General features: G+C 48.9%; 4 tRNA genes. All 4 read left to right on the top strand.

The features are described 5' to 3' along the window. The 4 genes from NG901_RS16655 (at position 1) to NG901_RS16640 (ending at position 353) form a co-directional block, all read left to right on the top strand. Positions 1–85 (top strand) — tRNA-Tyr (locus NG901_RS16655). A 6-nt stretch (positions 86–91) separates the two neighbouring features. Then, positions 92–167: transfer RNA gene (locus NG901_RS16650), tRNA-Val, on the top strand. Positions 168–187: 20 nt separating this feature from the next. After that, a tRNA-Thr gene (locus tag NG901_RS16645) sits at positions 188–262 on the top strand. A 6-nt stretch (positions 263–268) separates the two neighbouring features. Next, positions 269–353, top strand: a tRNA-Tyr gene (locus NG901_RS16640). The last annotated feature ends 1 nt before the right edge of the window (position 354 follow it).

Here is a 354-nt window from a genome sequence, read left to right as displayed (position 1 = left end):
GGAGGAATTCCCGAGTGGCCAAAGGGGGCAGACTGTAAATCTGTTACGTTACGTTTCGATGGTTCGAATCCATCTTCCTCCACCAATTAATGGGCGCATAGCTCAGCTGGGAGAGCATCTGCCTTACAAGCAGAGGGTCACAGGTTCGAGCCCTGTTGTGCCCACCATTAATTAAAAAGTAAATAATGCTGGCATGGCTCAACGGTAGAGCAGCTGACTTGTAATCAGCAGGTTGTAGGTTCGATTCCTATTGCCAGCTCCATAAAACGGAGGAATTCCCGAGTGGCCAAAGGGGGCAGACTGTAAATCTGTTACGTTACGTTTCGATGGTTCGAATCCATCTTCCTCCACCAA

The sequence above is a fragment of the Clostridium sp. CMCC3677 genome (assembly GCF_023845585.1).
Classification (GTDB): domain Bacteria; phylum Bacillota; class Clostridia; order Clostridiales; family Clostridiaceae; genus Clostridium; species Clostridium aquiflavi.
Note: the sequence above shows the minus strand (reverse complement) of the source record. Positions and strands in the feature narration are given on the sequence as shown.